This window comes from Mesorhizobium sp. WSM4306, assembly GCF_007003975.1.
Classification (GTDB): Bacteria; Pseudomonadota; Alphaproteobacteria; order Rhizobiales; family Rhizobiaceae; genus Mesorhizobium.
This window is the reverse complement of record NZ_VFTC01000014.1, coordinates 118,046-139,970: the sequence shown is the minus strand read 5'-3', so window position 1 is coordinate 139,970 and position 21,925 is coordinate 118,046. Positions and strand designations below refer to the sequence as shown.

The window sequence follows — 21,925 nt, the reverse complement described above, 5'->3', positions numbered from 1 at the left end:
GTCCGGAGCACTCGCCTACGGACACGGATTGCCGACGCGCTGGTGGATCGCGTCGACGGCCTTCTGCATCTCGTCGGTCCAGGTCACGTCCGCCGAAGACAGCGCCATCTCAAGCTGCGCAATCGTCGTCGCGCCGATAATGCTGGAGGTAACAAATGGCCGGCTGGCGACATAGGCATTGGCAAACAGCGCCGGTTCGAGGCCGAAGGAGCGCGCCAGCTCATTGTATTCGAGCTGCGCCTCGGCGGCATTCGGCGTCTCGTAACGCTGGCCGCGGTTGAAGAGCTGCGAGCGCGAGCCTTGCGGGCGCGCGCCGTGGTCGTATTTGCCGGTGAGATAGCCTTGCGCCAGCGGCGAATAGGCGAGAAAGCCAACCTCTTCACGTTCGCAGACCTCGGCGAGGTTCACCTCAAAGGTGCGGTTGACGAGATTGTAGGCGTTCTGCAGCGAGACGACGCGCGGACCGACGCCCTTGTCGGCCTCGGCGATGAAGCGCATGACGCCCCAGGAGCTTTCGTTCGAAAGGCCGAGATGGCGGATCTTTCCGGCCTTCACCAGTTCCTCGAAGACGGCGAGCGTCTCGGCGATCGGCGTCTCGCCGGCCGGCGCGCCAACGGCGTCGGCACGGCGCGGCGTGGCGCCGACGCGGGTCGGGTTGGCGCCCCAGGGGATGTCGCGTTCCGGCCAGTGGATCTGGTAGAGATCGAGATAGTCGGTGCCGAGCTTGGCCAGCGATTTGTCGATGGCGTCAAAGATGTCGGCGCGCACCAGTTTTGACGGCCGGTCGCCACGAAACCAGCGGTTGGCGGTGCGGCCGACCACTTTCGAGGCGAGGATGACCTTGTCGCGATTGCCCTTGGCCTTCATCCAGCTGCCGATGAACTTCTCGGTCCGCCCCTGCGTCTCCTCTTTGGGCGGGATCGGGTAGAGCTCGGCGGTGTCGATGAAATTCACGCCGCGCTCAAAAGCCAGATCCATCTGCGCATGCCCTTCGGCCTCGGTGTTCTGCTGGCCCCAGGTCATCGACCCCAGGCAGATCTGGGTAACAAGAAGATCGGTCCGACCGAGACGGCGTTTGTGCATGGAGTTTCTCCGGCGGGAATTTTTGCGCGGCTGCGCGGAAAATGAAGCCGCATCTATAGGGAAAGCAGGGACGCTCTCCAAGCCTCAGGGAACCCGGCTTTCGCGTGAAGGAGAAAAAATCAGCGCCTTGCGCCGGCGACAGCGCGCCGCTTGGCTTCGTCGATCAGCATGTTGGCCACCTGCATGCGGATCATGGCGCGCTGGCGCAGATGGGGCGCGACACGATCGGGATGGTTGGCGAAGGCAAAGCTGCGGCGCATGCGGCCGAGATCGGCGTTCTTGATGGGATGATCTAGACCGAGCTCGACGGCGATCGCCTCGGGATCGATCGGCGGCAGTCTTTCCTCGGGCTTTGCTTCCTCGCCGGCCAGTGCCAGCTTGGCCTGGTCGAGAAGTGCGGCGAATTCGGCGGCAAGATCGGACCCAGACTCGCGATATTCGGCGGTGAAGGTTTCGCCGGAGACCTTGATGCGGCCGGAATGAAGCTCGTCGGCCACGGACAAATAGTCGAACGGGATCGACGGCCGCGCGCCTGTCTCCTCACCGGCCTCGTCGTTGTCGGAGGCGACGAACAGATCGTCGAGCAAGGAAGCGAAATCCCGCTTGGCGCCGATGTCAGCCTCCCTCTCGTTTTGCGCATGCGAATAGAGCCGGTCGCACCGTAGAACCGGCTCGTTAAAAATGAATGCCACTGATCTTAACCAGTTTAGGCGTTCGCCGGGCTTGCGCGGATCGGTTGATGTGAGGGAAGCCCAACAAAAAGCCGGACTGCATTTTCATGCAGTCCGGAAAATTCGCCAGGAGTGGCGAGGAAAAGCCGGCCATGTGCCAGCGTCTATGCGTACGGTCGGGGCGTGCCAAGAGTTTCAGCAAATGGGCCAATCGTGCCGAAAAAAATTTGCATGGCATGGCTGCCATGCAAATGCTGCACTGCACAATCTTCACATTTTTCCTATATTCGTTGACGTGGAGGAACAACTAGGGGCCGAATCATGGGGTTCTTCACTGAAATGTTTGCCCGTCCGCGTCCGCAGGAGCATCAGCGTTACCGTTCCGCGTTGGCGCTGTTGCATTCGATGAGTAATGCCGACCGCGCGGACATCGGCATCAAGCCGGCCGATTTCCCGCGCATCGCCCGCGAAATGTCCGTCCGCTGAACCGGCGCAAGACGAGGTTTCCCGGCAGCGGCCGGGAAACCTAACGCCTTCAACGTCCTAGGAAAGTCGCCTTGCCCAGCGGCACGCCGTTGTGGCGCAGGATGTCGTACGCCGTCGTCACATGGAAATAGAAATTGGGCATGGCGCCGTGCAGCAGGTACTGCAGGCCCGTCAGCGAAACGTCCTTCCCACCCAGCTTCAATTCGATCATCCGCTCATCCGAGCCGTCGAGATCGGCTGCCGAGAAAGTCGCGAGATGGTCGATGGTCTTGGCGATCCGCGCCTGGACGTCGGCGAAGCTCACCTCATTGTCCTCGTATTTCGGCACTTCGCGGCCGGCCAGCCGCGACGGCGCGCCCTTGGCGTGGTCGGTGGCGATCTGGACCTGCCTGACCAGCGCAAACATGTCCGGCGCCAGCCGCGCCGTCAAAAACACCTGCGGATCGATCTTGCGGTCGGCGGCATTCTGTTCGGCTGCCGACAGCACGGCGGACAGCGCCTTCAGCCTGGCCGAAAACACCGGCACCGAGGCTTCGTACATCGATATTGTCACGTCTGTAATCTCCTTGCGGCCAAGCGCCGATAGCTGGACGTAGCGCTTCGGCGCACGATTCTTCAAGGCTGCTGGTGAAGGGCGTCACTGCGTCGCCGCAATCGCCGTGGTAGAATCTTCGTTATCGAGCGGAGATTCCCTATGAGATGCATCCTTCTCGCAGCGACTGCCATTCTTTCCCTTGTCGGCATGGCCCATGCGGCGCTGGCCGATGACCCCGAAGCACCTTACGTCGATGACCGATCGAGCGCCGAGGCCGTGATCCGCTCGCTCTACAGCGCCATCAACCGGCACGAATTCGCGCGCGCCTGGGGTTATTATGGCGATACAAAGCCGGCAAAGGATTTTGACACTTTCGTCAAGGGCTATGACGGCACCGACAAGGTCGACGTCGAAACCGGCGCGATTTCCGACGAAGGTGCGGCCGGCAGCATCTATTACAGCGTCCCCGTCGCCATCCGCGCCACCGGCAAGGACGGCAAGGAGGCGGTGTTCGCCGGCTGCTACACGCTGCGCCAGGTTAACGCTGAGGTCCAGGCTCCGCCGTTCCAGCCGATCTTCATCGACAAGGGCGCCCTGAAGCCGTCCAAGGCCGATTTCGAGGAGGCGCTGCCGCCAAGCTGCGGCGACGGACCGCCGCCGCCGAAAAAGGACACCGCGCTCGAGCAGGCCAAGAAAGCCTTCCTGGCGACTTTTGGCGACCAGTGCGACAAGCAATTCCTCGGCGAGGAGCCGAATGCTTTTTCGATCAAATACAAGGACAAGGATGCGGCTGAAGGCGATCCCGACAAGGAGACACGGCTTTTCGAATTCTACTGTACTGCCGCAGCCTACAATACCGCATCGATCTATTACATGACCGACGAGCTGGGCGGCGTGCTGCAGCTGCAGTTCGCCGAGCCGGAACTGGACATACGCTACGAGAACAACGACAGCGACGGCAAACTACTCGGTGTGACCGTCACCGGCTTCCACACGACCGGCTGGGCGACCAATCCCGAATATGACGAAGAAACCAGGACGATCCGCACGTTCAACAAATGGCGTGGTGTCGGCGATGCCTCCGACAGCGGCACCTATCTGTTCCGCAACGGTGATTTTTCGCTGGTCCAGTATGACGTGGACGCCTCTTATGACGGCGAGGAAAACCCGCAGACGGTGGTCGACTACAACACCGCGCCTTGATCGGGTGCCGTCGGCTCAGGGCGCTTTCGACAGCATCCAGTTCAGCGTCTGGCGCCAGTCGACCATGCGGATCGGCGTGCCGTGGGTGCCCGTTTCAAAACGGACGAAGTGGGTCGGATAGGGATAGGCTTTCGAGTTCGCAATGATGGAGCGGAAGAAGGCTTCCTGCTTCTCCACGGGAAAGACGGGGTCCTTGCTGCCCTGGCCGAAGAACACCGGCACATGGCGCCTGTAGGCCGGGCTCGACAGGAAACTGTCATCCCATAGCGAGCCGAGCAGCAGCAGCCCGCTTATGCGCCGTCCCGTATCGTTGCGGCCGGCCAGCTTCCAGCACAGCGCGCCGCCCATCGAGCCGCAGGCGACGAAGATTTTCGCCTCCGGCGAGGCCTCGGCATAGTGGCCGATCAGTGCGGCGACCTGGGCCGCGCCCTTGTCGCCGAAATCGGTGAAATCCGGTGACAGATAGAGGCCGCCATTGCCGGCCATCAGGTTCTTGATGCGGTTGAAATTGCCACCGAAGGTGAAGTCGTCGACACCCTGCTTGCGGCTGCCGCCCTGCCCGTGCAGGTAGAGCACGATGATGCCGGCGCCCTCGGTCTTGCCCACAGCGACATGCCGGACATCGCCGGCATCGGTTTTCAGCATCAAGTCCTGCTGCAACCTCCGCACGCCGGTGTCGGTATACTGCGCATGCACGCGCTTTTCCGGCACTTCGTCCCGCGCATTGATGTCGCGCATCTCACGGTAGTCGATGACGGTATAGGCGCCCTTGTCCGTGGACGATAGCGTCGCCGGATAGGCGAAGAGATCGTCCTTGTAGGGTTTCAGCTCGAGCGCGCTGGCTTGGGTAGCTGACGCGGCAAAAGCCATTGCGGCGAGGGAGAGACCTAGAAACTGCAGACGGATAGCCATCCTTCAGCCATGCGTTTTTCGGCTTCGGTTTGTCAATCCTGCAGCACGCCGCCGGCGTCTTCCATTGCCTCGCGTGTGTCGACATCGATCGATGCGCCGTCGCCGACCTCGACATCGATAACGTCGAGCCCTTCGGCCTCGACCAGATGGCGGGCGCCGGTGTCGCCTTCGAGATGGGCGATGGCTGGAAACAGCGCGCGCGGCAACAGCACCGGATTGCCGCGGCGGCCGTCATGTGCGGCGCGCACCACCGAATGGCCGCCGTCCCTGCGGAAGGCGTCGATCAACCTGTCGAGGTCGGCCGAGGAAATACCCGGCATGTCGCCGAGAACGATCATGGCGCCGACGGCGTCGGCTCGGACCTTGGCGATACCGGCTTTGAGCGATGAGGACAGGCCTTCGGCGAAATCGGGATTGTCGGCAAAGGTCACATCGAGGCCCGCCAGCGCCTGCCGCACCCGCTCGCGCTGATGGCCGGTGACGACAACGGTGGCCGAGGCCTTCGAACCCAGCGCCCGTTCAGCGGTACGGCGCACCAGCGGCTTGCCGTCGAACAGGGCCAACAACTTGTTCGGGCCGCCCATACGGCTGGAGCGGCCGGCGGCGAGCAGCACGATCTCGACCTTCAACCCGCCTCTCGTCGGCAGCGGCTCGCGCGGCTGCGGCCGGGTCGGGATTTCCATCAACAGCCCGCCGACGCCCATGCCGGCAATATCCCCAGCCGTGACATCGAGGCCGGCGATCAACCGGTCGAGCACCCAGTCAAAACCGTTCTCCTTGGGGCTGCGCGCGCAACCGGGCGCGCCGATGACGCGCTTGCCGTCGAGCGTGCCGAGCACCAGCAGATTGCCGGGATCGACCGGCATGCCCGCGCGGATGACGGTCCCGCCTGCGCGCTCGATCGCCGCCGGGACGACATCGGCGAAATCGCTCATCGCCGAGGCGCCGAAGATCACCACCATGTCGTTGTCATGCGCCAGCGCGGCCGCTGCCTCAGCGACGGGCGCAATTTCATGCGGCGTGCGGCGCTCGGCGGTCAGCCGGGCACCGGAGCGCGCCAGCCGCGCCTCGGTGACGCGCAGCGTCTTGTCGAGCACGCTGGCCTTGATGCCCGGCAACACCGTCTGGATGACGCCGATGCGCACCGGCTGGTAGGCGTTGACGGCGAAGATCTCGCCGCCGAAGCAGATTTTCGTCACGGCATCGACCAGGGCCGAGGCAACGGCGAACGGGATGATCTTGACCGTCGCCACCATCTGGCCCTGCTCGACCGGCGCGTGCTGCGCCAACGTAGCGATGGTGATGGTCGGATCGACGGTATTGATGGCGTCAATCATCGTGGCATCGACGGTGAAGACACCGGCGGCCTTGGCATGGAGGTTGACCCGGCCAGTTGCGGCCGGTTTCGCCTCGATGTTGCGGTAGGCCATGCTGGCAGCAATCTTTTCAGCCGCCGCATCCTCGCTGAGATCGTCGGCGGCAAGCACCGCGACAACAATTTCGGCAATGCCAGCCGCCTTCAGCACCGCCACATCTTGGGCATTCAGCCTGTGCGCCTTGCGAAAACGCCGCTCGCCGGCCGTAGTGGCATGGGCGAGCACCGCGCCTTCGGCCTGATCGATCGGGACCAGACCGAATTTCACGCCGCAGCGCCTTTGGCTTCAAGGCCGCGCGAGCGAAAGGCGTGGATCGTCTGCGCCAGAACGGCGACGGCGATCTCGGCCGGGCTTGCCGCTCCGATGTCGAGGCCGATCGGCGCATGGATGCGGGCGATCTGATCGGCACTGGCGCCCAGCGCCAGCAGGCGCTCGACGCGCTTGGCGTGGGTTTTGCGGCTGCCAAGCGCGCCGACATAGAAGCAATTGGCGTCGAGCGCCGCCTTCAACGCAAAATCGTCGATCTTGGGATCATGGGTGACGGCTGCGAGCGCCGTGTAGCTGTCGAGCGGCTGGCGCTTCAGCACATCCTCAGGCCATTCGGCATGCAGCTCCACATCGGGAAAGCGGTCGGGCGTGGCGAAGGCGGTGCGCGGATCGACGATTTCCAAGGGATAGCCGGCGATCTTCGCCATCGGCGCCAGCGCCTGGCTGATATGGACGGCGCCTATCACCACCAGGCGCGGCTGCGGCAGATGCGCGTTGAGAAAGAAGGTGCGCCCTTCCGCCTCGACTGAACCGGAACTGCCTGAGCGAAACGCCTTGGCGACTGCTTGCCCGAGTTCGCCGGCGACTTGATCGCCCTCGCGCACGATGCGGTCGCGGCCGTCACCGAGATCGGTGACCAGGATCGCCGCGCGGCGGGCGCGGCGTTCGGCATTCAGGGTTTTGAGGGCGTGCGGGTCCATACTAACCGAGCCGCTCCACATAGACCTTGATGCAGCCGCCGCAGGACAAGCCGACCTGCCAGGCGGTTTCGTCGGCAACGCCGAATTCCAGCATCCTGGCTTTGCCTGAGTCGATGACGTCAATCGCCTCGCTCACCACCGCACCCTCGACGCAGCCGCCGGAGACCGAGCCGTGGAAATTGCCTTCGGCATCGATGACCAGATGGCTGCCGACAGGCCTCGGCGCCGAACCCCAGGTCTCGACCACGGTGGCAATGGCGACATCCTTGCCATCCTTCATCCAGCCCTCCGCGATGATCAGCGGGTCGCGGGCCTCATCGAGATAGATGCTGTTGTCCATGATCGCTTCTCTCAGAGTCTGTTTTTGCAGAAGTAAACATATGGCTATGCTGCGCGCCTGACACCAGCGTCCAGCCAGCGGCGCGGATCGACCGAAGCAGCCGATTTCTTGTCCAGCGAGGCGCAGAGGTCGGCCAGCGCATCGAGATTGTGCACCGAGCGGAACTCATCGACATGCGGCAGCATCGCCTTGACGCCGCGGGCACGGGCCTCGAAGCCGTCGAAGCGCAGCAAAGGGTTCAGCCAGATCAGCCGCCGGCAGGATTTGTGCAGGCGCTCCATCTCTTCCGACAGGCCGGTGACATCGTCGCGCTCCAGCCCGTCGGTGATCAAAAGCACCACTGCGCCTTGCCCGAGCACGCGGCGCGACCATGTCAGGTTGAACTCGGCCAGCGTGTCGCCGATGCGGGTGCCGCCGGACCAGTCCTTGACCGCCGCCGAGCAGTCGGCAAGGGCGGCATCGGGGTCGCGATGGCGCATCTGCCGGGTCAGATTGGTAAGCCGCGTGCCGAAGACGAAGGTGTGCACGCGCCGGCGTTTTTCGGTCAGCGCATGCAGGAAATGCAGGAAGATGCGCGTGTACTGGCTCATCGACCCGGAAATATCGGCGAGCACGACCAGCGGCGGGTGCACCTCACGGGCTGAGCGGAATTTCGGCAGGATCAGGTCGCCACCGGTGCGCGCGGCCGACCGCATCATGGCGCGCGGATCGATGCGGCGGCCATGCGGGTCGGTTTTGAACCGCCGCGTCCGTACCATGTCGAAGGGCAGCCGAAGCTGGGCGATGGCCTTCTTGGCGTCCGCCATCTCGGCGGCGTTCATCTGGGCAAAGTCCTTAGCTCGCAGCACCTCGTTACCCGAGAAGGTGAAGCGAGCGTCGACCTCGAACTCGGGGATTTCCTTGACCGGCTGGTTCTTCTGGTGGCCTTCGAACATCGCCTGGCTGACGCGATTCTCCGCCGCGCGGGGTTTTTGCTTCTCCCTGGTGTCGGGCGCCACCGGCGAAAACATCGCCAGCAGCTTTTCGATCAGTTCGCGCGATTTCCAGAACAGCCGGAAGGCTTCGTCGAAGACAGGATGATCCTCGTGCCTGGACACCAGCACGGCATGCAGCGTCCAGTAGAAATCGTCGCGCGAGCCGATGCCGGCGGCGAGCACCGCCTCGATCGCATCCTTGACCGAGGCCGGCCCGACGCGCATGCCTGATTTGCGCAAGGTGCGGGCGAAATAGACGATGTTGTCGGCTATGCGCCCGTCTTCCGTCGCCTCTTTGGGGTCTGGACGCAGCACTGGCCCTACTCCGCCGCCGCAAGCTCGGCCTTGACCTCGTCGAGGATGCGCCGGCCCTCGCCCGCGCCGATGCGGGCAATGTCGTCCTGATATTTCAGCAGCACACCGATTGTGTCGGATACGGTCTCCGGATCAAGCGCCACCTTGTCGAGTTCGGTCAGCGCGCCGGCCCAGTCGATGGTTTCGGCAACGCCCGGCGCCTTGAACAATTCGACCTGGCGCAATTTCTGGATGAACGACACCACTTCGGCTGAAAGCCGGCTGTTGGCTTGCGGCACCTTGCGGCGCACGATCTCCAGCTCGCGCTCGGCGTTGGGATAGTCGACCCAATGATAGAGGCAGCGCCGCTTCAGCGCGTCATGGATTTCGCGGGTGCGGTTGGTGGTGATGATGACGATCGGCGGCTCCTCCGCCTTGATGGTGCCAAGTTCGGGCACCGTTACCTGGAAGTCGGACAGGATCTCGAGCAGGAACGCCTCGAAGGCCTCGTCGGTGCGGTCGAGCTCGTCGATCAGGAACACCGGGGCGGCACCCACCTTGCCGGTCAGTGCATCGAGCACCGGGCGGCGGATCAGGTACTTTTCGGAGAAGACGTTGCGCTCCATGTCGGAGCGGTCAACCGAGCCTGCCGCCTCCTCCATGCGGATCTCGATCATCTGCGCGGCATAGTTCCACTCATAGACGGCGGAGGAGACGTCGAGGCCTTCATAGCATTGCAGGCGGATCAGCCGGCGGCCGAGCGCCTGCGCTAACACCTTGGCGATCTCGGTCTTGCCGACGCCGGCCTCGCCTTCGAGGAACAGCGGCCGCTGCATGCGCAGCGACAGGAACAGCACGGTTGCCAGCGAGCGGTCCGCGACATAGTCCGCGCCGGTCAGGAGATCGAGCGTTTCGTCGATCGTCCGCGGCGCGGGGCGCGGTTTCAGCTCGGTCATTCTTTCTCCGTCGACGCCTCTGCTCCGCTTTCCAGCACGTGGTAGTCGCGGGCGTGGTAGATCAGCGGCCGCAAATTATCGCCCATGCGCAGACCTGTCACCTTGCCAAAAAGCACACGATGGGTGGCGAGATCCTTGGTGTCGATCAATTCGCAGTCGAAAACGGCGAGAGCGCCTTTAAGCGTCGGGGCGCCGGTCGATATGACATCCCACTCGCCGAGCGCGAAACGCGCACCGGACGACAGGCCGGTCAGGCCTGAGAACGCCACCGATAGCGGCTGCTGGTGCGAAGCCAATGTGTTCAGCGCAAACCGGCCGTTTTGCACGAACAGCTCGTTCTTGGCATTCTCGCGGTTGAGGCAGACGAGAACTGTCGGCGGCGTGTCCGACACCGAACAGGCGGCGATCACCGTCGTGCCGCGCTTGCCGGCGGGACCGTCGGTGGTCACCACATGGACGTGGCCGGCAAAATGCGCCATCGCGTCGCGATAGGCCTGCGGCCCTATGTCGTTCAACTTCAGCACCGATGATTTTCCATAAGCGGGAATCCAAGCGTTATATATGGCGGCACACAATAGGCCACAAGCGAAGTGCTTGACGCCAATCCGCAAATTCGCGTGTTGCGCCTAGGGCGGGCAGCCTTTAGGTCTTGGCGCAAGAGACGCTGGAAGCATGCGACCGGCACGGAGGAATTCTTCGTCAGAATGCGACCCCTAACAGCGGTAATAGCGGCACTTCTCTGGCTGTTGCCGGCAAGCGCCGGCGCGCAGACGCCGCTTGTCGGCGTTGCTGCGCCCCTGTCCGGTCCGTCGGCGATCCTCGGCAAGCAGATCGAGGCCGGCGCTGCCCTGGCAGCGGAAGCCAACAGCTTGGAAATCAGGACGGTCGACGATGCCTGCACCGCCGATGGCGGGGCTGCCGCCGCCAGGGAATTTGCCGCTGCGAAGGTCAACATCGTCGTCGGCTTCCTCTGCACCGAGGCGATCCAGGCGGCGCTGCCGATCCTGAAGGACGCCAACATACCGGTGATCACTGTCGGCGTGCGCACTGAAAGCCTGACCGATCGCCGCGCCAAGACCGGCTGGCCGGTCTATCGGCTGGGGCCGCGGGGCGACGACGAACGCAATGCGGTGGCCGCCATCCTCACCCGGCTGTGGCAGAGTGAACTGTTCGCCATTGTCGATGACGGCACCATCTATGGCCGCGAAATCGCCGAGACGTTGCGGGCGGCGGCCGAACAGGCGGCGCTGAAGCCGGTCTTCACCGACACGTTCCGGCCGCAACTCGACAACCAGATCGGGCTGATCGGCCGGTTGAAGAAGGCCGGCGCGACCCATGTCTTTGCCGGCGGCGACGGCGACGACATCGCCATCATGGGTCGCGACGCCGGCCAGCTCGAGGCCGGCATCACCTTTGCCGGCGGCGAGAACTTGCGCACGCCACCCGGTGACGTGCCTTACGCCGTCGGCACACTTATGATCGCGCCGCCGGAATGGGCCGATGTTGCCGACCCCAAGGTGTTGGCCGCCTTTGCAGCAAAAAACCTTGCGCCGGACGGCTATACGCTACCAGCCTACGCTGCGGTGGAGATCGCCAAAGCAGCCACCGCTGAGTCGGGGAGTTCCGGCAAGGGATTGACCGATATGCTCACCGGGCATGATTTCACCACCGCGATCGGCCCGCTGCGCTTCGACGACAAAGGCGATCTGACCCGAAACCTCTATCGCGCCTTCCGCTTCGACGGGACACGTTTCGTGCCGGCGGAGACGAATTGATGTTTCGCACCGGGCCGCGCAATTTGATCACCGATGTCGCCGGCCTGCGGGTCGGCAACGCCAGCGATGCCAGGCTGAAATCCGGGGTGACGGCGGTGCTGTGCGACGAACCGGCGGTCGGTGGCGTGCAGATCCTGGGCGGCGCGCCAGGCACGCGTGAAACCGACCTGCTGGAACCGCACAATTCCATCGAAGCAGTGCACGCCGTGGTGCTCTCGGGCGGCTCGGCCTTCGGACTCGACGCCGCCTCGGGCGTGCAGGCGGCGTTGCGTGAAAAAGGCATCGGCGTCGATGTCGGCGGCTTCCGCGTGCCGATCGTGCCGACAGCGATCCTGTTCGACCTGCGCAATGGCGGCGACAAGGATTGGGGCCGTTATCCGCCCTACCGCGACCTCGGCTATGAGGCGGCGCAAAATGCTGTCACCGACTTTCCGCTCGGCACCGTCGGCGCCGGCACCGGGGCGCTGAGTTCCGGGCTGAAGGGCGGCCTCGGCTCGGCCTCGACCGTGCTCGACAGCGGCATCACCATCGGCGCGCTCGCCGCCGCCAATCCGACTGGTTCGGTGACGATCGCGTGGACGCGGTATTTCTGGGCTGCACCTTTCGAGATCGGCGATGAGTTTGGCGGCCTCGGCTATCCCTCGCCGATGCCGGACGACGCCAGGCGGATCCTTTTGAAATACCGCGACAAGCGTGTGGGTGGGACGGGCGAGGCCGGCGGCAACACCACCATCGCCGTCATTGCCACCGACGCCGTGCTGACCAAGGCGGCGGCCAAGCGACTGGCCATATCGGCGCATGATGGCTTCGTGCGTGCCATCTGGCCGGTGCACACGCCGGCCGACGGCGATCTGGTGTTTGCGCTGGCGACCGGCAAGAGCGGTATCGAGCTTAACGCCGACGACGCGGTCGATTTCTTTGCCGCGGCCGGCGCCACCATGGCGCGCGCCATCAGCCGCGGCATCCATGCCGCGACGCCGGCCGATGGCGATCTGTTTCCGGTGTGGTCGTCGCGCTAGGCGCGTAATCCGATCAGGTCGGGTCGGACTTTTCTTCCTCGAACCTGACCGCGACGTCCGAATTCGCCGACAGCCAGACTTTTTTGCCATCGACCTCAGCCAGCAGGCCCAGGGGAATGTAGTGGTGATGGCCTCTGTGCCCACCCATGCCGCTGTCGGCCTTGGTCAGCTTGATCCGGTCGCCCTCGACCTTGTCGACGGTGCCGAGATGAACGCCGTCTGCGCCGACCACTTCCATATGTTCGCGAATCTTGCTGACCTCGGTCATGGGGAGTTCTCCTTTTGAAAGCGATCGACGATAACAAACAGAGGCGCAATTGGATGCATCGCCTTTTGCATAGCACGATGTTTTGACTGTCTCATGATAGGGAACGATCGAACCATGGCGGCCGGAGCGGAACCCCGATGCGAAATCTTGTCCTGATTGGCGTTTGCCTGCTGGTGCAGCTGGCATCTGGCATGGCCGCCCGGGCGGGCGATGTCGCCGAACTCGAAATTCTAGGTTTCACCGGAGACGGCGGCGTCTTCGCCTTCGAGGAATACGGCGTCGCGGACGGATCGGGCTTTCCCTATGCCAACCGCTATTACATCGACACTGCCGACGACACGTTCCTGAAGGGCACGCCGATCCGTGTCCGGCTGGAGGACGAGACCGCCTCGCTCGACACGGCCCGTCTCCAGGCCAGGCAGAAGGGCGAAGCGATCATTGCCCAGGCAGAACTTGCCGCGAACCGCGGCATCACCGCCGGCTTCAACCCGGTGACCGAATTGTCGGCCGACCCGTTCCGCATGGTGGTCAACCCGCGGCCGATCTTTTCGCCGGTCGACCCGCCGCTGGAATTCCGGCTCGACGGCATGAACAATACGGCGGGCTGTGAGAGCCAGGGCGAGATCAATGGTTTTCGGTTGCTGCGCATCGAAGCCCGGGATGGCGGCCAGACGCATCTTCTGCATGAGGACAAATCGATCCCGAAAAGCCGCGGCTGCCCGAACGGCTACCGGATCGGCGCGGTGCAGACCTTTTCGATGGACAGTATCAGCGCCTATGCGGTGCTGATCGCGGTGCGCCAATACGGCTTCGAAGGGCCGGATTTTCGCTGGATCGCCGTGACCGGCCGCCTGTGACATCGCTCGATCAATCCAGCTGGCGCAAGCGCGCTGGCAATCGCCTCCGCCGCGCGGTGCCGTCGACGGTCGCGGCGCTTCTCGGCGCCTTGCTGTGGGCCGTGGCGATGGGCGCCAGCGCGCTGACCGGGCTTTGGCTCGACAATTGGGAAACGCCGGAAAAAATCCGCTTCGTCGTCCTGCTCTATGCCATGGCCGCAGCAATCGCCTTCCCCATCGGCCTGTTCGCTGCGCGGCTGATCTCGCTCGACCGGCAGGCGGAAGTGGCCTTCGCCGCCGCCTTCATCTGCCTGCTTGCCGCGACGATTGCCTTCACCGGCGGGCTGTTTGCGCTGCAGTACCGCTCCTACTATGCCGAATGGCATGCCGAGGCCTTCACCGTCCGTTGGGCGTTCGAACTGGTGTTCACCTCGCTGACGGCGCTCTACCAGTTCGTGGTGCTGGGTATCAGGCTCTATTTTCCACTCGGATTCATCGCGCTTGCCGTCGCCAGCGTGTGGTTTGCGCGCCAGCAGCGTTGAGCATTTGGTCCGCCTCTGTTAGGAGGCGGACTTAACCACCGACATATCAGGACTGACGGATGATCCCTCGCTATTCCCGGCCGGAAATGGTCGCCATCTGGTCGCCAGAAACCCGCTTCCGCATCTGGTTCGAAATCGAGGCCCATGCCTGCGATGCGCTGGCTGAATTGGGCGTCATCCCCAAGGAAGCGGCGAAAACCATCTGGGAAAAGGGTGGCGCGGCCAAATTCGACGTCGGCAAGATCGACGAGATCGAGGCCGTCACCAAGCACGACGTCATTGCCTTCCTGACCCATCTCGCCGAATTCGTCGGGCCGGATGCGCGTTTCATCCACCAGGGCATGACCTCGTCGGATGTGCTCGACACTTGCCTTGCGGTGCAGCTCAGCCGCGCCAGCGATCTGTTGCTCGCCGATCTTGACGGCCTGCTGGCGGCGCTGAAGCGCCGCGCCTTCGAGCACAAGGACACCGTCACCATCGGCCGCAGCCACGGCATCCATGCCGAGCCGACCACGTTCGGCGTGAAGCTGGCGCAGGCCTATGCCGAGTTCTCGCGCTGCCGGGAGCGGCTGGTGCATGCGCGGGAGGACATCGCGACCTGCGCCATATCGGGCGCCATCGGCACTTTCGCCAACATCGACCCCTATGTCGAAGAGCATGTGGCTAAAAAGCTCGGGCTGAAGCCGGAACCGGTGTCGACTCAGGTCATCCCGCGCGACCGCCACGCCATGTTCTTCGCCACGCTCGGCGTCATCGCCTCGTCGGTCGAGAGGCTGGCGACCGAAATTCGCCATTTGCAGCGCACCGAGGTGCTGGAAGCAGAAGAGTATTTTTCGCCGGGGCAAAAGGGCTCGTCGGCGATGCCTCACAAGCGCAATCCGGTGCTGACTGAAAACCTCACCGGGCTTGCCCGCATGGTGCGCTCCATGGCGCTGCCGGCGATGGAGAATGTGGCGCTCTGGCACGAGCGTGATATCTCGCACTCGTCGGTCGAGCGCATGATCGGCCCGGACGCCACGGTGACGCTGGATTTCGCGCTGTCGCGACTCACCGGCGTCGTCGACAAATTGCTCGTCTATCCCGACAACATGCTGAAGAACATGAACAAGTTCCGCGGCCTCGTGCATTCGCAGCGCGTGCTTCTGGCGCTGACACAAGCCGGCGTCAGCCGCGAAGACGCCTACCGCCTGGTGCAGCGCAACGCCATGAAGGTGTGGGAACAAGGCGCTGATTTCCTTGAGGAATTGCTAGCCGACAAGGAAGTCACCGCAGCCCTGCCCGAGGCTGAAATCCGCGAAAAGTTCGACCTTGGCTATCACACCAAGCATGTCGACACGATTTTCAAGCGCGTTTTTGGATAGGAGTTTCCATGCGGCTGGCGGTCCTTTCCGATATCCATGGCAATCTGCGCGCGCTTGAGGCGGTTCATGCTGACATCAAGGACAGTTCTCCCGATATTATCGTCAATCTGGGTGATTGTCTGTCCGGGCCGCTATGGCCTGAAGAAACCGCGCAATATCTGATTGCAGAGAATTGGCCTACCGTGCGCGGCAATCACGACCGCGTGCTGGTCGAGCCCCCCGCTTCCGGGTTGGAAGATGTCGATGCTTTCGCCCACCAGCGCCTCTCCCGGACATCCCTGATCTGGCTCTCGGCTTGCCGGTCACCCTGTCGCTCTCCCCGGAAATCCAGCTGTGCCACGGCAGCCCCAGCGACGACGAGGTATTCCTGCTCGAGGAAGACGGCGGCGACCACTTCTACCCGTCCATTGAAAAGCAGATCAGGCACAAGCTCGGCGGCATCGACGCCGGGCTCACCTTGTGCGGTCACACCCATACGCCGCGCGTCGTGCGGCTTTCCGACCGGCAAGCGATCCTCAATCCCGGCAGCGTCGGGGTCCAGGCGTTTCCCGGACTCACCGTGACCGGCAGCCCGCATGCCCGCTACGCCATTGCCACGCGCAGGAACGGACAATGGTCGTTCAGCCATCATACGGTCAGCTATGACTGGACCGAGGCGTCCAGCCACGCGGCAGACACCGGCTTCGACAGCTGGGCTCATGGGCTGCTGACCGGTTATGCCGCCAACTCCGTATAAGAGCTGAAGCGATTAGCCGGCGACTCCGGGCACGGTGCGGATGACCGTGCCCCATGGATCCTCACGGCTCGTTTCCTTGGTCACCTTATCCGACCGCATCTCAACCCAGGCCAGGCCCGAGCGCGACGGATCGCGGCGGCCGGCGCCGGCGCTGTGCCACGAATTGCCACCGATATGGTGGTGGTAGCCGCCGGACGACAGGAACACCGCCTGGCCGCCATATTTCGCCACGGTGTCGAAGCCGAACTCCTGGTGCCACCAGGCTTCGGCCTCTTCAGGCCGGCCGACGCGCAGATGGACATGGCCGACAATGCTGTTTTGCGGCGCGCCCTGCCAGCCGGCGTCTCCGGCTGGCACGCCGGCAGCCACGGCGGCCAGATTCAGCCGCTCGGTCGCCATGGCGATCTTGTCGCCGTTCCACTTCCACTCCTCCGGCAGGCGGTCTCTATAGATTTCAATGCCGTTGCCTTCGGGGTCAGTCAGGTACAGCGCCTCGCTGACCAGATGATCGGAGGCGCCCTCGATACGAATCTTGTTGGCGGCAGCATGGTTGATCCAGCGGCCGAGATCGGCGCGGCTGGGCAGCAGGAAAGCGGTGTGGAACAGGCCGGCGCTGCGTGGATCGTCCGGCTTGGCCGCCGCGTCAGGCTCGATGACCAGCAACGGGCGTTCTGCGGCGCCCAGCGTGATCGCGCCGTCGGAGCGGCTCAATTCCTGCAGGCCGACAACGGCACGGTAATAGGCCGCGAGGCTCTCGGCATCGCGCGCCTTCAGGCCAACGCGTGACACACTGACGGGGGTAGTCGCGGCAAAAGGCAGTTCGCTCATAAAACTCTCCATTCGGCGCACTGTCCGAGGCGCCCAGCAATTCTGTCGATGGTCCCAATCTGACATCTCAGATCGTCTATCCCGATCGTTCACACAAGACGGAAAGAATCGAACACGTTGTTCACAATTGCGATGCATTGCGTGCATCAGCATGGTTGCACGAGACGGAGCTGCTCGCTATCTCAGCGGCATGAAAGTCAAAGACGCAGATATCTTGATCGTGCCGGGCTACACCAATTCAGGCCCGGAACACTGGCAGACACGCTGGCAGTCGAAACTGTCGACGGCGCGCCGGGTGGAGCAGGCAGAATGGTCGAAGCCGGTACGCGAGGACTGGACGGCGAGCGTGGCGAACGCCGTCAACGAAGCGGAGCGGCCGGTGGTGATCGTTGCCCATTCGCTGGGCGTGGCGGCGGCGGTGCAGGCCATTCCGCAATTCAGGAAGCCGGTCGCCGGCGCCTTTTTTGTCGCGCCACCCGATGTCGCCAATCCGGAGATACGGCCGAGGCACCTGATGACCTTCGGCCCCTATTCGCGCGGGCCGCTGCCCTTCCCGTCCATCGTGATCGCCAGCCGCAACGATCCGTTCTGCGCCTTCGAGGTTGCCGAGGACATTGCAGGCGCCTGGGGTTCGCTGTTCATCGACGCCGGCGAAACCGGTCACCTCAACGAGGATGCCGGCTTCGGCCCCTGGCCGGAGGGATCGATGACCTTCGCCAAGTTCTTGACCGACCTCAAGGCCTGACCGGCTCAGGGGCAAGATACTAAGCCTTAGCCCTTGATCGACTCGTTCATGCTCTTGATGAGGGTCTTTGCGCCGAGCGAAATCAGCGCATGGTCCGAACCCATTGCCAGCAGCCGGTAACCCATTGCCACCACACGACCGGCAATCGCCGGCTCGATGACATAGATCGCGGCATGCTTGCCGGCCTTGCGCGTGCGCTCGGCGATGGAGGCGACGGTTTCCATCATGCTTTCCAGCGTCGAATTGATGGTGGCGCCGTTCGACCAGGCGATCGAGAAATCCGACGGACCGAGAAAGATGCCGTCGATGCCGGGGGTGTCGAGAATGCCGTCCAGCGCATCGAGCGCGGCGCGCGTTTCGACCATGGCAAAGGCCATTGTGCGCTGATTGGTGTCGCGCAGCCACTCGGCATGGTCGCCCTTGCCGTGGCGCGGAAAGGCATAGGTCGGACCCCAGGAGCGCTCGCCGAGCGGCGGGTACTTCATCGCGGCGGCGAACAGTTTTGCATCGGCCACCGAGTTCACCATCGGCGCAATCACCGCCTCGGCGCCGAAATCGAGCGCACGGCTGGCCATGTCGAAGCGCCCGACCGGAATGCGCACCAGCGCCGGCTTGTTGGCGGCGAGCACCGGCACGAGACCGCGCAAGACCGAGTCTTCATGGTGCCCGCCATGCTGCATATCGAGCGTGACGGCGTCAAAACCCTGCTTGGCGATGATTTCCACCGTCAAAGCGTCCGGAACCCCGGACCAGGCGGTGAACAGCGTTTCATCCGCCGCCAGGCGTGATTTCAGGGACATCGGCGCTTTTCCTTGTTGGCACGGGCCCTTCAGCAGGCCTGCGCACAGTTTCAGCCGGAAAAGGCTGAAAAGGCAAAGAAAAACCGCCCGGCCGGGCCGGGCGGTCGATTGGTCCAGAAGTGGCTCTATCTGATTTGGAGCATGATCTTCTCCGAAAACCGGCCGCCACTTTTCGGGATCATGCTCTAGGTGTTCTTGATCAGCTCGATCGCCTGCGCCATCAGCTCGTCCATGGTGCGGCGGATCTGATGGTCCGACTGGTCGACCCCGGCGGCGTCGAAATCCTTGCGGATCTTGCGGAACACGTCGTGATCGCCCGCTTCCTCGATGTCGGAAACAACCACTTCCTTGGCATAGGCGTCGGCGTCAGCGCCGGACTTGCCCAGCTTTTCGGCGGCCCACATGCCAAGCGCCTTGTTGCGGCGCGCCGCTGCCTTGAAGCGAAGTTCTTCGTCGAAGGCGAATTTGCGCTCAAAACCCTCTTCGCGGTCTTTCATGCTGCTCATGGCTTCCCTCCGGTGAAATCGATTCGCGTTGGCGGTGGATATGTGTGTTGCCGCAGCACAAACCAAAAGGGCGCGGGTCGGTCAATATGCTACATCATTTGCTGCGCTGCGGCATTTCATTCCTGAAACCGGTCGATCGAAAGGATTTGCCGATTGAGCAAACGCTGTGATTGGGATAGACCCGGCATTGAACCCCACCCGTCGCCGCGCTAATTTAGGCAGACGGACAGGAACTGGTCGCTTGCCGCCTGCCCGCAAATCCAGAGAAAAAATCAGATGAAAAATCGCCGCCGCATTTATGAAGGCAAGGCCAAGATCCTCTATGAGGGACCAGAACCGGGCACGCTGATCCAGTTCTTCAAGGATGATGCGACCGCGTTCAACAAGAAGAAACACGAGGTCATCGACGGCAAGGGTGTGCTCAACAACCGCATTTCCGAGTACATCTTCAATCATCTGAACCGCATGGGCATTCCGACCCACTTCATCCGCCGGCTCAACATGCGCGAGCAGTTGATCAAGGAAGTCGAGATCATTCCGCTCGAAGTGGTGGTGCGCAATGTCGCCGCCGGCTCGCTGTCGAAGCGCCTCGGCATCGAGGAAGGCACCGTTTTGCCGCGCTCGATCATCGAATTCTACTACAAGGCCGATGCGCTCGACGACCCGATGGTGTCGGAAGAGCATATTACCGCTTTCGGCTGGGCAAGCCCGCAGGAAATCGACGACGTCATGGCGCTCGCCATCCGCGTCAACGACTTCCTCTCCGGCCTGTTCATGGGTGTCGGCATCCAGCTCGTCGACTTCAAGATCGAATGCGGCCGCCTGTTCGAGGGCGACATGATGCGGATCGTCGTTGCCGACGAGATCTCGCCGGATTCGTGCCGGCTGTGGGACGTGGCGACGCAGGACAAGCTCGACAAGGACCGTTTCCGCCGCGACATGGGCGGCCTCGTCGAAGCCTATCAGGAAGTTGCCCGCCGCCTCGGCATCATGAACGAGAACGAGCCGCCGCGCCCGACCGGCCCGGTGCTCGTCGCTTCGACCGAAGGCATCAAAGGCAAGCCGCACTAAGACCGACAATCGAACAGGAACCTGTCCAGCATGATCAAGGCCCGCATCACCGTCACCCTCAAGAACGGCGTGCTCGACCCCCAGGGCAAAGCCATAGAGCACGCTCTGTCGGGCCTGGGCTTCGGCGGTGTCGGCCAGGTGCGACAGGGCAAGGTGTTCGACCTCGAGCTCTCGGAAACCGACAAGGCCAAGGCCGAGGCAGATCTGAAAGCCATGTGCGACAAGCTTCTGGCGAACACGGTGATTGAGAATTACAGCGTAACCCTCGCCTGATTAGACCGGGCGCGGGTTCTGCGGCTTGCGAAGCCATAAATAGTAGATGGCGACGGCGCCTGCTATGATTGCAAGCAGCTTGTAGATCATTCGCTCGATATCACCGCCGTCGAAAATCTTGTCGATCGAACCGGGACTCTTCGGATTTCGAAGTACTTCGATCTCCGTGCCGACCGATGTCGGCATCTTCACATAAAAGTCTCCAGCCACATCGAACGTGTATTCGCCACCGCTTGGGGGATGATAGGTGAGCTTCGCTGTCGGAATTTTTGTGATGCGCAAGGATGCGGCGCCGGGTGCCGGCGTCGGAGGAATTGCGGCGGCATCGGAAGAGCAATCGACACGCGACCGCTCCTCCCAGCGCCTCCTGACTTTCACCTCCAATGCGCACTGCATGCCGGTCTCGACCACATTTGCCGTTTGGCGCTCCCAGGTGAACGTATGGATGAAACGGGCGACTGCGGGGCGCATCGACGAAGCGCCGAGAACGAAGAACAATGCCGCAAACCCGGTCAAAGCGAGTTTCATGACCACACGGGCGGATCCCCGGGCGCTTTTGGTCCGCTGCATCGCGGCCAATTGAATGGCCCTGATCCGCGGGTCATCAGAAAGCTGGTTCGGATCGCGGTTCTCGGCAATCATCCATCGCAAATTCAGCATTGCCAGGATGTTTGCCCAACCCAGTAACAGCGCGATCAGAAGGTGCATGTGCAATCGGTAGAAGGTCGTATGAAAACTCGCCGCGCAGGCGGTGACGAGATCCACCCGCGAAATGCCGCGACGCCCACCGGTGTGCCACACCCCATCTCCCGCCATGAGCGGGAACAACAAAAGCACGGCAAGAAATATCCCGACGAACAGCTGCTTTCGGTAGACCCTGAGATTTCTCTTGTAGCTGAAGATATCCATGGCGTTTGACGCCACCAAGCCTGCGGAAATGATACCGAGGCCGATCGAAAGAGCCGTTCCGGCCATCAGCAACTGTGCGAAAGAAACGGCGCAACCAGCCAAATCCACGTCAAGGGAAAGCCAAGCGGAAAACGAAGATCGCATGGATGCGGAAGCATTCCAGAATACCATGACGGCGAACGCGGCAAGCGCCGCCACAATGGTCGTCGCCGTCCACATCATTCGCTGCTTGTATTCGCGTTCTCTATTCTTGTCGTAATCCACGAGAGCCCCGAATTGCAGCCAGTTTTTTTCGCTTATGCAGCAATGTCGTTAACAACGTGGCATTCTACTGAGATATCCGCCCCCCTGCACAAGCCAAGGATACCTGTATACCTAACCATTTGCTAAACGAGCGCATTTGGTTCGCCGATGCGCTGAATTTGTCGGTCCAGGACCTGTTTGACCGACGTCCGCGA

General features: G+C 62.9%; 26 protein-coding genes. 11 read left to right on the top strand and 15 right to left on the bottom strand.

Going from position 1 to position 21,925, the window contains the following annotated elements; all coding sequences use genetic code 11:
* Nucleotides 1–15 precede the first annotated feature (15 nt).
* Nucleotides 16–1,083 carry an aldo/keto reductase gene (locus tag FJV77_RS18165; protein ID WP_142868135.1) on the bottom strand — a complete coding sequence of 356 codons (1,068 nt, stop codon included), beginning with the start codon at nucleotides 1,081–1,083 and terminating at the stop codon, nucleotides 16–18.
* A gap of 119 nt (nucleotides 1,084–1,202) precedes the next feature.
* A complete protein-coding gene (locus FJV77_RS18160) occupies nucleotides 1,203–1,670 on the bottom strand; it encodes a hypothetical protein (protein WP_142868163.1) in 468 nt (155 codons plus the stop codon).
* A 405-nt stretch (nucleotides 1,671–2,075) separates the two neighbouring features.
* Here FJV77_RS18160 and FJV77_RS18155 point away from each other — a divergent pair, with 405 nt between their 5' ends.
* Nucleotides 2,076–2,240 (top strand): hypothetical protein, encoded by a 165-nt coding sequence (locus tag FJV77_RS18155; RefSeq protein ID WP_112395048.1) that lies wholly within the window; start codon nucleotides 2,076–2,078, stop codon nucleotides 2,238–2,240.
* Between the two features lie 49 nt (nucleotides 2,241–2,289).
* Here FJV77_RS18155 and FJV77_RS18150 read toward each other — a convergent pair whose 3' ends face one another.
* Nucleotides 2,290–2,793, bottom strand: a complete 504-nt coding sequence (locus tag FJV77_RS18150; protein WP_142868134.1) for a DUF1993 family protein — start codon at nucleotides 2,791–2,793, stop codon at nucleotides 2,290–2,292.
* A 141-nt stretch (nucleotides 2,794–2,934) separates the two neighbouring features.
* On the opposite strand from FJV77_RS18150, the gene FJV77_RS18145 reads away from it, so the two are divergent.
* Complete coding sequence (locus FJV77_RS18145) at nucleotides 2,935–3,978, top strand: DUF1176 domain-containing protein (RefSeq protein WP_142868133.1); 1,044 nt, start codon at nucleotides 2,935–2,937, stop codon at nucleotides 3,976–3,978.
* A gap of 15 nt (nucleotides 3,979–3,993) precedes the next feature.
* Here FJV77_RS18145 and FJV77_RS18140 read toward each other — a convergent pair whose 3' ends face one another.
* From FJV77_RS18140 to FJV77_RS18110, 7 genes are all read right to left on the bottom strand, one after another.
* Nucleotides 3,994–4,848, bottom strand: coding sequence for an alpha/beta hydrolase (locus FJV77_RS18140; RefSeq protein ID WP_142868162.1), 855 nt, complete (start codon nucleotides 4,846–4,848; stop codon nucleotides 3,994–3,996).
* Nucleotides 4,849–4,922: 74 nt separating this feature from the next.
* The gene (locus FJV77_RS18135) at nucleotides 4,923–6,533 is read right to left on the bottom strand and encodes a molybdopterin-binding/glycosyltransferase family 2 protein (RefSeq protein ID WP_142868132.1); all 1,611 of its coding nucleotides are present in this window, start codon (nucleotides 6,531–6,533) and stop codon (nucleotides 4,923–4,925) included.
* Nucleotides 6,530–7,234 carry an XdhC family protein gene (locus FJV77_RS18130; RefSeq protein WP_142868131.1) on the bottom strand — a complete coding sequence of 235 codons (705 nt, stop codon included), beginning with the start codon at nucleotides 7,232–7,234 and terminating at the stop codon, nucleotides 6,530–6,532. The genes FJV77_RS18135 and FJV77_RS18130 overlap by 4 nt, the downstream gene beginning before the upstream one ends.
* Nucleotide 7,235: 1 nt before the next feature.
* Nucleotides 7,236–7,574, bottom strand: a complete 339-nt coding sequence (locus FJV77_RS18125; protein ID WP_142868130.1) for an XdhC family protein — start codon at nucleotides 7,572–7,574, stop codon at nucleotides 7,236–7,238.
* A 44-nt stretch (nucleotides 7,575–7,618) separates the two neighbouring features.
* The gene (locus FJV77_RS18120) at nucleotides 7,619–8,863 is read right to left on the bottom strand and encodes a VWA domain-containing protein (protein ID WP_142868129.1); all 1,245 of its coding nucleotides are present in this window, start codon (nucleotides 8,861–8,863) and stop codon (nucleotides 7,619–7,621) included.
* A gap of 5 nt (nucleotides 8,864–8,868) precedes the next feature.
* Entirely contained in the window at nucleotides 8,869–9,798 is a 930-nt protein-coding gene (locus FJV77_RS18115) for a MoxR family ATPase (RefSeq protein WP_142868128.1), read from the bottom strand.
* Complete coding sequence (locus FJV77_RS18110; protein WP_142868127.1) at nucleotides 9,795–10,322, bottom strand: flavin reductase; 528 nt, start codon at nucleotides 10,320–10,322, stop codon at nucleotides 9,795–9,797. The genes FJV77_RS18115 and FJV77_RS18110 overlap by 4 nt, the downstream gene beginning before the upstream one ends.
* A 180-nt stretch (nucleotides 10,323–10,502) precedes the next feature.
* Between FJV77_RS18110 and FJV77_RS18105 the strand changes: the two genes are divergently transcribed.
* Together FJV77_RS18105 and FJV77_RS18100 are read left to right on the top strand one after the other, a co-directional pair.
* A complete protein-coding gene (locus FJV77_RS18105; protein ID WP_142868126.1) occupies nucleotides 10,503–11,573 on the top strand; it encodes a branched-chain amino acid ABC transporter substrate-binding protein in 1,071 nt (356 codons plus the stop codon).
* Entirely contained in the window at nucleotides 11,573–12,592 is a 1,020-nt protein-coding gene (locus tag FJV77_RS18100; protein ID WP_142868125.1) for a P1 family peptidase, read from the top strand. Before FJV77_RS18105 ends, FJV77_RS18100 begins: the two co-directional genes overlap by 1 nt.
* Before the next feature lie 13 nt (nucleotides 12,593–12,605).
* Here the strand turns inward: FJV77_RS18100 and FJV77_RS18095 are convergent, their stop codons facing one another.
* A complete protein-coding gene (locus FJV77_RS18095; RefSeq protein ID WP_142868124.1) occupies nucleotides 12,606–12,860 on the bottom strand; it encodes a DUF2171 domain-containing protein in 255 nt (84 codons plus the stop codon).
* 137 nt (nucleotides 12,861–12,997) lie between these two features.
* Between FJV77_RS18095 and FJV77_RS18090 the strand changes: the two genes are divergently transcribed.
* The 4 genes from FJV77_RS18090 to FJV77_RS18070 all read left to right on the top strand — a co-directional run bounded on the left by FJV77_RS18090 (nucleotide 12,998) and on the right by FJV77_RS18070 (nucleotide 16,335).
* The gene (locus FJV77_RS18090; RefSeq protein ID WP_142868123.1) at nucleotides 12,998–13,717 is read left to right on the top strand and encodes a DUF2259 domain-containing protein; all 720 of its coding nucleotides are present in this window, start codon (nucleotides 12,998–13,000) and stop codon (nucleotides 13,715–13,717) included.
* 56 nt (nucleotides 13,718–13,773) lie between these two features.
* Nucleotides 13,774–14,238, top strand: a complete 465-nt coding sequence (locus tag FJV77_RS18085; RefSeq protein ID WP_185970370.1) for a hypothetical protein — start codon at nucleotides 13,774–13,776, stop codon at nucleotides 14,236–14,238.
* Between the two features lie 59 nt (nucleotides 14,239–14,297).
* Nucleotides 14,298–15,599: an adenylosuccinate lyase gene (gene purB, locus FJV77_RS18080; RefSeq protein WP_142868122.1), complete on the top strand. Its 1,302-nt coding sequence runs from the start codon at nucleotides 14,298–14,300 to the stop codon at nucleotides 15,597–15,599.
* A gap of 295 nt (nucleotides 15,600–15,894) precedes the next feature.
* Complete coding sequence (locus FJV77_RS18070; protein ID WP_185970363.1) at nucleotides 15,895–16,335, top strand: metallophosphoesterase family protein; 441 nt, start codon at nucleotides 15,895–15,897, stop codon at nucleotides 16,333–16,335.
* Between the two features lie 12 nt (nucleotides 16,336–16,347).
* Here FJV77_RS18070 and FJV77_RS18065 read toward each other — a convergent pair whose 3' ends face one another.
* Nucleotides 16,348–17,163, bottom strand: coding sequence for a VOC family protein (locus tag FJV77_RS18065; protein WP_142868119.1), 816 nt, complete (start codon nucleotides 17,161–17,163; stop codon nucleotides 16,348–16,350).
* 190 nt (nucleotides 17,164–17,353) lie between these two features.
* Between FJV77_RS18065 and FJV77_RS18060 the strand changes: the two genes are divergently transcribed.
* The gene (locus FJV77_RS18060; RefSeq protein ID WP_142868118.1) at nucleotides 17,354–17,908 is read left to right on the top strand and encodes an alpha/beta hydrolase; all 555 of its coding nucleotides are present in this window, start codon (nucleotides 17,354–17,356) and stop codon (nucleotides 17,906–17,908) included.
* Between the two features lie 26 nt (nucleotides 17,909–17,934).
* On the opposite strand, the gene FJV77_RS18055 is transcribed toward FJV77_RS18060, so the two are convergent.
* Nucleotides 17,935–18,708 (bottom strand): HpcH/HpaI aldolase/citrate lyase family protein, encoded by a 774-nt coding sequence (locus tag FJV77_RS18055; RefSeq protein ID WP_142868117.1) that lies wholly within the window; start codon nucleotides 18,706–18,708, stop codon nucleotides 17,935–17,937.
* Between the two features lie 185 nt (nucleotides 18,709–18,893).
* The gene (locus FJV77_RS18050) at nucleotides 18,894–19,214 is read right to left on the bottom strand and encodes a DUF1476 domain-containing protein (RefSeq protein WP_142868116.1); all 321 of its coding nucleotides are present in this window, start codon (nucleotides 19,212–19,214) and stop codon (nucleotides 18,894–18,896) included.
* 276 nt (nucleotides 19,215–19,490) lie between these two features.
* Between FJV77_RS18050 and purC the strand changes: the two genes are divergently transcribed.
* Both purC and purS read left to right on the top strand, forming a co-directional pair.
* Nucleotides 19,491–20,285 carry a phosphoribosylaminoimidazolesuccinocarboxamide synthase gene (purC, locus tag FJV77_RS18045; RefSeq protein ID WP_056594372.1) on the top strand — a complete coding sequence of 265 codons (795 nt, stop codon included), beginning with the start codon at nucleotides 19,491–19,493 and terminating at the stop codon, nucleotides 20,283–20,285.
* A 30-nt stretch (nucleotides 20,286–20,315) separates the two neighbouring features.
* Nucleotides 20,316–20,558, top strand: coding sequence for a phosphoribosylformylglycinamidine synthase subunit PurS (gene purS, locus FJV77_RS18040; protein WP_142868115.1), 243 nt, complete (start codon nucleotides 20,316–20,318; stop codon nucleotides 20,556–20,558).
* Here the strand turns inward: purS and FJV77_RS18035 are convergent, their stop codons facing one another.
* On the bottom strand, nucleotides 20,559–21,731 hold the full coding sequence (locus tag FJV77_RS18035) for a hypothetical protein (protein ID WP_142868114.1): 1,173 nt from the start codon (nucleotides 21,729–21,731) through the stop codon (nucleotides 20,559–20,561). It abuts the gene before it with no gap.
* Nucleotides 21,732–21,925 lie beyond the last annotated feature (194 nt).